We start from the raw sequence: 6,864 nt of genomic DNA on the forward strand, positions 1-6,864 counted from the left end.
GTTGGGTTATGCTGTTCTCGCGACGCTGGCCCAGGAACAGCATAGTCATAAAAACTGGGTTTTTAAGGAATCCTTGATTTCGGGGGCTCCACTGGCCTGTTGGGGATTTCGGGAACAGACCGCTTCAATCGATTTTAAGCAAAGGGTATTATCCGTCAAAGTGCCTTACAAAAAGCTGCCTAGTCCCGAAGCAATTTTGAGTGAATACGAACGCTGTGCGGATCGTGTTATGAAAGATCGCCTTTGGCGGAAATATAATACCCGTAAATCCATTGGAGATCAACAAGAAGCTATTATTCCGGTGTGGATCTGGAAAATGGGAGATGCCGTGTTGGTGGCGCAGGCCAACGAAGCCTATTCCTGTTATCAAATTGAAGTGAGAGCCCAATTTCCAGATCATGCGATCGTTTTTATCAATATCGCGAATGGCTATGTGGGGTATCTCGCACCGAAGGAGCTTTATGATAAGGATATTTATGCCGTGTGGCAGAGCCCCTATGCCAGCGGCGGTCTTGAAATACTTATTGAACAAACTAAATTAGGAATTCAAACATTATTGACCGATGAAACTCGATTGGATTGATGTCGTTATTTTTGCCGTATATATTATTGGTATAGTGGTATTGGGCTTATACGCTTCGAAAAAAAACTCCGCCTCTAAGCGGGATTATTTTCTTGCGGGTGATAAGCTGCCCTGGTGGATGATTGGCGGAAGTATCATCGCCGCAAATATCAGTAGCCATCATCTCGTTGGCGCTATGGGGGCTGCTTATAGTCGCGGTTTTGTCGCGATTACCCTGGAATGGGGAGCGATTCTAATCGGTTTTAATGCATTATTATGGATATTTCTCCCTTTTTATATCCGCAATGGTTTCTATACGATTCCTGAATACCTCGAAAAAAGATATGGCAACGCTACCCGCGTGTTGTACGCTATTTTGATCCTGTTTACCTATGTTTTTGTGGAGATTGGGGCCGTTCTTTATTTGGGCGGTCTGTCGTTGCACGCTTTATTCGGCATTCCTATTTTATACAGTATTTTTGGAATGGCAATTTTGACCGGTTTATATACCGTTTTAGGCGGTCTAAAAGCGGTGATATGGACGGAGATGGTACAGCTTGTCATTTTGGTGCTGGGCGGAATAGTATTAACTTTTGCCACCATTGATGCGGCAGGAGGTTTTCAGTCTGTGGTAGAATCCTCCAAGGATTGGAAAATGTTTTATCCCGCATCTGATCCTGACTTTCCCTGGACCATGTATTTAGGCGGACTGTTGTGTATCAGCGTGTTTTATTGTGCTACGAACCAATTTATTGTGCAGCGCGTATTGGCGGCAAAAAATGAATGGCATGGGCGCATGGGTGTCATCTTTGGTGACTATCTTAAATTTTTGGTTCCCTTGATTATTACTATTCCGGCGTTGGTGGCTCCAAAATTCCTGCCGCATCTCGATCAGCCTGATTTGCTGTTTGCGACACTCGTGGAAACCTTATTGCCCAAAGGTCTGGTTGGTTTGGTGATGGCAGGGTTAATTTCGGCTATCATGTCCCATATTTCAGGAGCGATCAATTCCTGTACAACGATTCTGACCGTCGATATCTATAGCCTGTATATTAATAAAAATGCAAGTGACTACGAAGCAGTCCGTTTTGGTAAGCGCGCCGGAGTCGCTATTATCGTGCTCGGAATCATGAGTGCGGTTGTACTGATCAGTTATTCGGATAAACCAGTTTTCCTTTATTTGATGAATCTATACGGTCTTTTTACACCAGGCATTGCAACGATGTTTTTAATGGGGGTTTTTTGGAAAAGAACCACATCGCAGGGTGCTTTGACAGCAGGTTTACTGACAATTCCCCTTTCTTTACTTTTGGAATATGCCTTACCTGAAATGCCATTTTTTAATAGAACAGGTATTGTATTCTGGACTTGTATGATTGCTTGCGCCGTGGTCAGTTTGTTGACACCTGCGGTCTCAGAAGCAAGGTTAAAAAATCTTGTGTTGACGGGCGATTCTTTTCAGGTGCCGGATCAAGATAAAGCCGCTTACCGTGGATTTCGAAATCCGACCTTATGGTGGATAATTATAACGGTGTTGGTGCTCTATTTTTATGTACGTTATTTTTAGCTTAACTTGTTGAAGTGTTAAACTTTTAAAACTTATCCAGATGATCGAGCCAATACTGAAAGAATTAAATACCAAGATAGAGAACATTTTTCCGAAAATCGTTGCAATACGTCGACATATTCATCAGCATCCTGAATTGTCTTTCCAAGAATACGAGACAAGTGCCTATATTCAGCAACAACTCGGGGATTTGGGGATACCATTTGAGATTGTCGCTCAAACAGGTGTTGTGGCTGTGCTGACCGGTCAAAAATCGGCAAGTGATGATATTGTGGTATTACGGGCAGATATTGATGCTTTACCGATAGACGAGCAAAATGATGTGGGATATAAATCGAAGAATAGTGGTGTCATGCATGCTTGTGGTCATGATTTTCATACGGCTAATCTATTGGGGGCCGCATCTATATTAAATGATTATAAAACGGAGTTTTCCGGTAAAATTGTTTTGCTATTTCAGCCTGCTGAGGAAAAGATTCCTGGCGGAGCGATTCAGGTTTTGGAATCCGGGATTCTGGAATCTTTCGGTGGAACGATTAAAGCTGTGCTGGGTTTACATGTAAGTCCCCGTGTTTCTGTAGGAAAAGTCGGTTTACGTTCCGGGCGATTTATGGCCTCGAGCGACGAGTTCTATTTTACCATTAAGGGACGCGGTGGCCATGCTGCGGAGCCACATCGGGCTGTTGATCCCATTATGATCGGCGCGCAGTTACTCACCACCTTACAGCAAGTTGTCAGTCGGAAAGCCAACCCTGATGTACCATCTGTATTGACCTTTGGTCGTTTTATTGGAGATGGCGCTGCCAATGTTATTCCCGAGGAAGTCAAATTAGCCGGAACATTTCGTACAATGGATGAGGTATGGCGCAAGGAGGCGCTGGAAATGGTTGCTGAAATAGCGGCGACGCTTCCCGTATCGCTTGGTGCAAAGGTAGAAGTTGAAGTCCGGCATGGTTATCCCGCGCTTTATAATGATCCCGCGTTAACGCAAAAAGTCAAAACTATTATCGCGGAGACGATGGGGAATAGTGTGCCACAAGATCTCGAAATCTGGATGGCGGCCGAGGATTTTGCTTATTATTCTTATCGTTATCCCGCCTTGTTTATGTTGATAGGCACAAATAATGACGATTCTGCCACACAATATGGTCTTCATAATCCACAGTTCAATCTGGATGAAAAGGCTTTCGAAACATCAATCGCTGTTTTAGTCAATGCAGCTATTTCCCTTTTGAATGAATCAAATGAATAGAAAAAAATTCTTGATGGCCTCCTTTGCATTTGGATTATCCTATGCCGTTAATGCGAATAATAAGGTGTTCTCAGAGCATGATAACGTAAAAAAGATAGGGATCATTGGGCTAGACATTACACACGCTGTTGCTTTTACAAGAGCGATTAATACGGCTGCTAGCAATCATCCCTACGGAAAATACAGGGTTGTTGCGGCTTATCCCTACGGAAGCAAAACAATTCCCTTAAGTATTGAGCGTATTCCGAAAATTACAGCGGAAGTGCAACAGCTCGGTGTTTCGATTGTATCAAGTATTGCCGAGCTATTGAAAAAAGTGGACTATGTGTTTTTGGAGACTAATGATGGAAATCTTCATCTGGAGCAGGCACTTCAAGTAATCAAAGCTAAAAAACCTTTATTTATTGATAAACCAATAGCGAATTCCTATAAAGACGCTTTCCAAATTTTTCAATCAGCAAAAAACTACGATTGCCCTGTTTTTTCATCAAGCTCCTTGCGTTTTATTACCGGACTTCAGGAGTTGGATAGGACTAAGGTAATAGGCGCAGATGTCTATTGTCCGGCAGTAACGGAACCTTCGCATAAGGATCTGTATTGGTATGGCATCCATGGGGTCGAAATGTTATTTGCATTGATGGGACCGGGATGCCGCTCGGTAAAGACTATTCAGGAACAAGGTACCTCGTTTTATGTTGGGGAGTGGGCGGATGGAAGAGTTGCCTCACTTCGGGGTATTCGCGAGGGAAAGGATGATTTTGGTGGAACGGTTTTTTTGAAAGATCAGATTGTCCATTTGGGACAATTTATGGGATACGGCCCATTGTTGGATAAGATCCTTCCGTTTTTCGAAACGGGTGTAAGTCCGGTTGACGAAAAGGAAACTCTGGCAATATGCGCATTTATAGATGCAGCCGAAGAAAGTAAATTAAATGGCGGAAATATTGTTCAGCTTCAAAAATAGGGGGCAAGCCTGCTTAATAATTACTCGTCACCGTAATCAACAATGGACTATTAAAAATTGAGGCGGGTGATATGACCGTTTCATTCAGCGGAACATTGTTACCATAACGTTCTTTCAGCTTAGTTTTCACTTCGGGGCTGCTTAAATCAAAATCTTTTAGTTTCTCAAGCTTCCCAACTTCGATGTTCGCTCCACGCTGGTATATTTTCCAGATCAATTCCGAGCAATAGATCTTATCGTCTGACCATTCGAATGTCGCGTCGTAATTTTTGCTGATAAAATCTTTGCCGATTGCTTTCATTTTGGCCAGTGTCGAATTGGTCAGTACCTGGTCTGCATTTTTGAGGCGTTTAACCGCGTAATGCTGCTTTTCGCCACGCGCAATCCAGTGTTCTAACTTAGTTACAGTTACGGGCTGTACGGCTTCCAGTACATAAGGTTTACCGTTCTCATAAAAAATAATTCCACAATGGGAATACGGAGAACGCGTTGCTAATTGGATCGCCTTGCATTGCGGTGAAATAGAAGACTGAAAGATCATATCGCCATCGTTGAACTGGGGTAGTTTTGAATTAGCCTTCGATTGCTTGGGAACCATTGGCTTTTTTTGCGCATGAACTGGTAATGTCAGCACTGCGATGATCAGAAGATAACTAACAAGAGATATGAGGTAAATAAGTGTCTTTTTCATTGTTTTATGTATGATTTACTGAAATAGTTTAATGATTTTCTTTGACTTGGTCTTTTCGGCGAGTTGAAAAGCAGATAATACGTCGGATTCATATTGATATACTTTCTCCGTGGTGGCACCTTTCTGCAAAAGATAATCTATGGCAATGTTGTTTTTCATTAAGATCGCTTTTCCAAGTAATGTACATTGTGTGAAGCTATAATCCGCTTTAACTTCATCTATACCCAGACGGTTTAGACTATTTAAAGAGGTTTTACGGATAAAATCCATATCGTTTTTTTCTATTGCCGCCTTCAGTACTTCGAAATCATCGACTTGTCTGTTTCTCGTCAGAAATAAGTGATGAAATTGTTTGGCAATAGCATACTGATCCTTTTCTAAAATCCGATGAATGGCATTGCTGCTAAATTCCTCTACTGTGGAAAATCCATGCAGCTGACTAAAAAATAAAAGTATATTTTCAAAAGGGAGCTTGGTTGCCTCCAACTGCATTAGGCCGCCCAAATCGTTCGTGTCGAATAAGTTCTCCATGTGTTTGAGGCTGTCCAAAGCGATGAATTGAAATTCAGGTTGGTAGTCCGCGAGCCAATTGGAGGATTTGGATATGACAAAGTTGTTATCAGTAACCCTATAGTTGATGGCGGTAGCCGGTTCGGCATAGTTGATTATTGTTATTGTGCTGTCTGATAGTTCATAATATTTTGAACGAAGATGCTCTGCCGTTGCGGTCGGGAGAAGCCTGTTGAGATCGATCTGTATGGCATATACGCCCATGGTGTCCACCGGCAAATTATAACAAAGCGTCCCTTGGTCCGTAATGTAAAAGGGTAATCTGTTTCCTGGCTGCTGCTGTGACTGAAAAACGATCTTGTTTTGATCTGCAAACAACGATGTTGCGAGACCGGTCAGTAAGCAAAGCATGCAAAGACCTGTTTTTAACCACAGGCGATTCGTCGGATAAAATGATTGCATAACTAATCGTGGTATTGTTCTAAAAACAGATTGATCTGATTGGTTAATCCAAACGATTCGGTTTCCAATAAATTGATCTCAGCTTGTATCTCAAGTGTAGTCGGCGATAAAGTTTGTTTTTGGTAGACCTGAATGTCCAGTTCCAAAACCGCTAATTGTAATGCTAGAAGCTGTTTACCTTCTGTTGTATTGAGTTGTAGTTCATTAAAAGCATGTTTTAATCGTTCTAATTCAGCGATTGATTTTTGGATGTCATTTTCATCGGCCTTGCCGAAGTTTGGATAGGCTTCTCCCAGCGTACGAAAAGCATCGAGGTATTCTTCCTCGGACATTTCATAAATATTCGAATAGAGCATATTGTACGCATCAATGGCGTCATAGGTATCCGCATCCATTAAGTCTTCGCGATAGTCCTCGACCAATTGTTTGATGTCTTGAGATTCAATCTGTAAAATTGACTCAATATCCTGTTTGATAAGATTGGCTAATTCCATGCTTTATGCTTAAGTAATTCAAATTCTTTGCTAGCACATTTGTGGGCTGACAAAGAATTTTGTGACTTTGGTATAGACAAAGATCATGTTTTATCGCAAAATTTCAATCCCTATAATCAGCTAATTTTTATTGGAACTGTCTCTCAGTGGTTTTTTATCACCTGAACAGCTCCTATAGGCTTGTGCAGTCAATATTTCCATCACATTTTTTTGTCTTGTAGGACGTGTTTTCTTTCTACCCGTTAATCGAACGAAGAGCGGGAAACCGTAGTAGCAAACAGGGATCAGAGCGATATCAAATTCGACCTTTTAACATTGTTTGTTCAGTGCTTGTTCAGTGATCGTTCAGTGCTTGTTCAGTG

At 41.9% G+C, this 6,864-nt stretch carries 6 protein-coding genes and 1 pseudogene; 4 read left to right on the forward strand and 3 right to left on the reverse strand.

The window, feature by feature from the left end:
* From B2X72_RS10060 to B2X72_RS10075, 4 genes and pseudogenes are all read left to right on the forward strand, one after another.
* Positions 1–583, forward strand: a pseudogene (locus B2X72_RS10060) (hypothetical protein); the annotation flags it as partial.
* Entirely contained in the window at positions 564–2,129 is a 1,566-nt protein-coding gene (locus tag B2X72_RS10065) for an SLC5 family protein (RefSeq protein ID WP_286849466.1), read from the forward strand. The pseudogene B2X72_RS10060 and the gene B2X72_RS10065, both read left to right, overlap by 20 nt.
* A 40-nt stretch (positions 2,130–2,169) precedes the next feature.
* Positions 2,170–3,381, forward strand: a complete 1,212-nt coding sequence (locus tag B2X72_RS10070) for a M20 metallopeptidase family protein (RefSeq protein WP_145328602.1) — start codon at positions 2,170–2,172, stop codon at positions 3,379–3,381.
* A complete protein-coding gene (locus B2X72_RS10075; RefSeq protein ID WP_286849467.1) occupies positions 3,374–4,345 on the forward strand; it encodes a Gfo/Idh/MocA family oxidoreductase in 972 nt (323 codons plus the stop codon). The genes B2X72_RS10070 and B2X72_RS10075 overlap by 8 nt, the downstream gene beginning before the upstream one ends.
* A gap of 13 nt (positions 4,346–4,358) precedes the next feature.
* Here the strand turns inward: B2X72_RS10075 and B2X72_RS10080 are convergent, their stop codons facing one another.
* Genes B2X72_RS10080 through B2X72_RS10090 form a run of 3 tightly spaced genes read right to left on the reverse strand, consistent with a single transcriptional unit; the run spans position 4,359 to position 6,502 of the window.
* Positions 4,359–5,036 (reverse strand): YiiX family permuted papain-like enzyme, encoded by a 678-nt coding sequence (locus B2X72_RS10080; RefSeq protein ID WP_145328598.1) that lies wholly within the window; start codon positions 5,034–5,036, stop codon positions 4,359–4,361.
* Between the two features lie 15 nt (positions 5,037–5,051).
* A complete protein-coding gene (locus B2X72_RS10085; RefSeq protein WP_286849468.1) occupies positions 5,052–6,008 on the reverse strand; it encodes a hypothetical protein in 957 nt (318 codons plus the stop codon).
* A 2-nt stretch (positions 6,009–6,010) separates the two neighbouring features.
* Positions 6,011–6,502: a hypothetical protein gene (locus tag B2X72_RS10090; protein ID WP_145328594.1), complete on the reverse strand. Its 492-nt coding sequence runs from the start codon at positions 6,500–6,502 to the stop codon at positions 6,011–6,013.
* Between the last annotated feature and the right edge of the window lie 362 nt (positions 6,503–6,864).

Source organism: Sphingobacterium sp. UBA7253 (assembly GCF_002472745.1).
Lineage (GTDB): Bacteria > Bacteroidota > Bacteroidia > Sphingobacteriales > Sphingobacteriaceae > Sphingobacterium > Sphingobacterium siyangense.

Excerpts from the sequence above, each read along its gene's own strand:
- B2X72_RS10070 (WP_145328602.1), top strand. The coding sequence starts at position 2,170 with ATGATCGAGCCAATACTGAAAGAATTAAATACCAAGATAGAGAACATT.
- B2X72_RS10090 (WP_145328594.1), bottom strand. The coding sequence starts at position 6,502 with ATGGAATTAGCCAATCTTATCAAACAGGATATTGAGTCAATTTTACAG.
- B2X72_RS10085 (WP_286849468.1), bottom strand. The coding sequence starts at position 6,008 with ATGCAATCATTTTATCCGACGAATCGCCTGTGGTTAAAAACAGGTCTT.
- B2X72_RS10075 (WP_286849467.1), top strand. The coding sequence starts at position 3,374 with ATGAATAGAAAAAAATTCTTGATGGCCTCCTTTGCATTTGGATTATCC.
- B2X72_RS10065 (WP_286849466.1), top strand. The coding sequence starts at position 564 with ATGAAACTCGATTGGATTGATGTCGTTATTTTTGCCGTATATATTATT.
- B2X72_RS10080 (WP_145328598.1), bottom strand. The coding sequence starts at position 5,036 with ATGAAAAAGACACTTATTTACCTCATATCTCTTGTTAGTTATCTTCTG.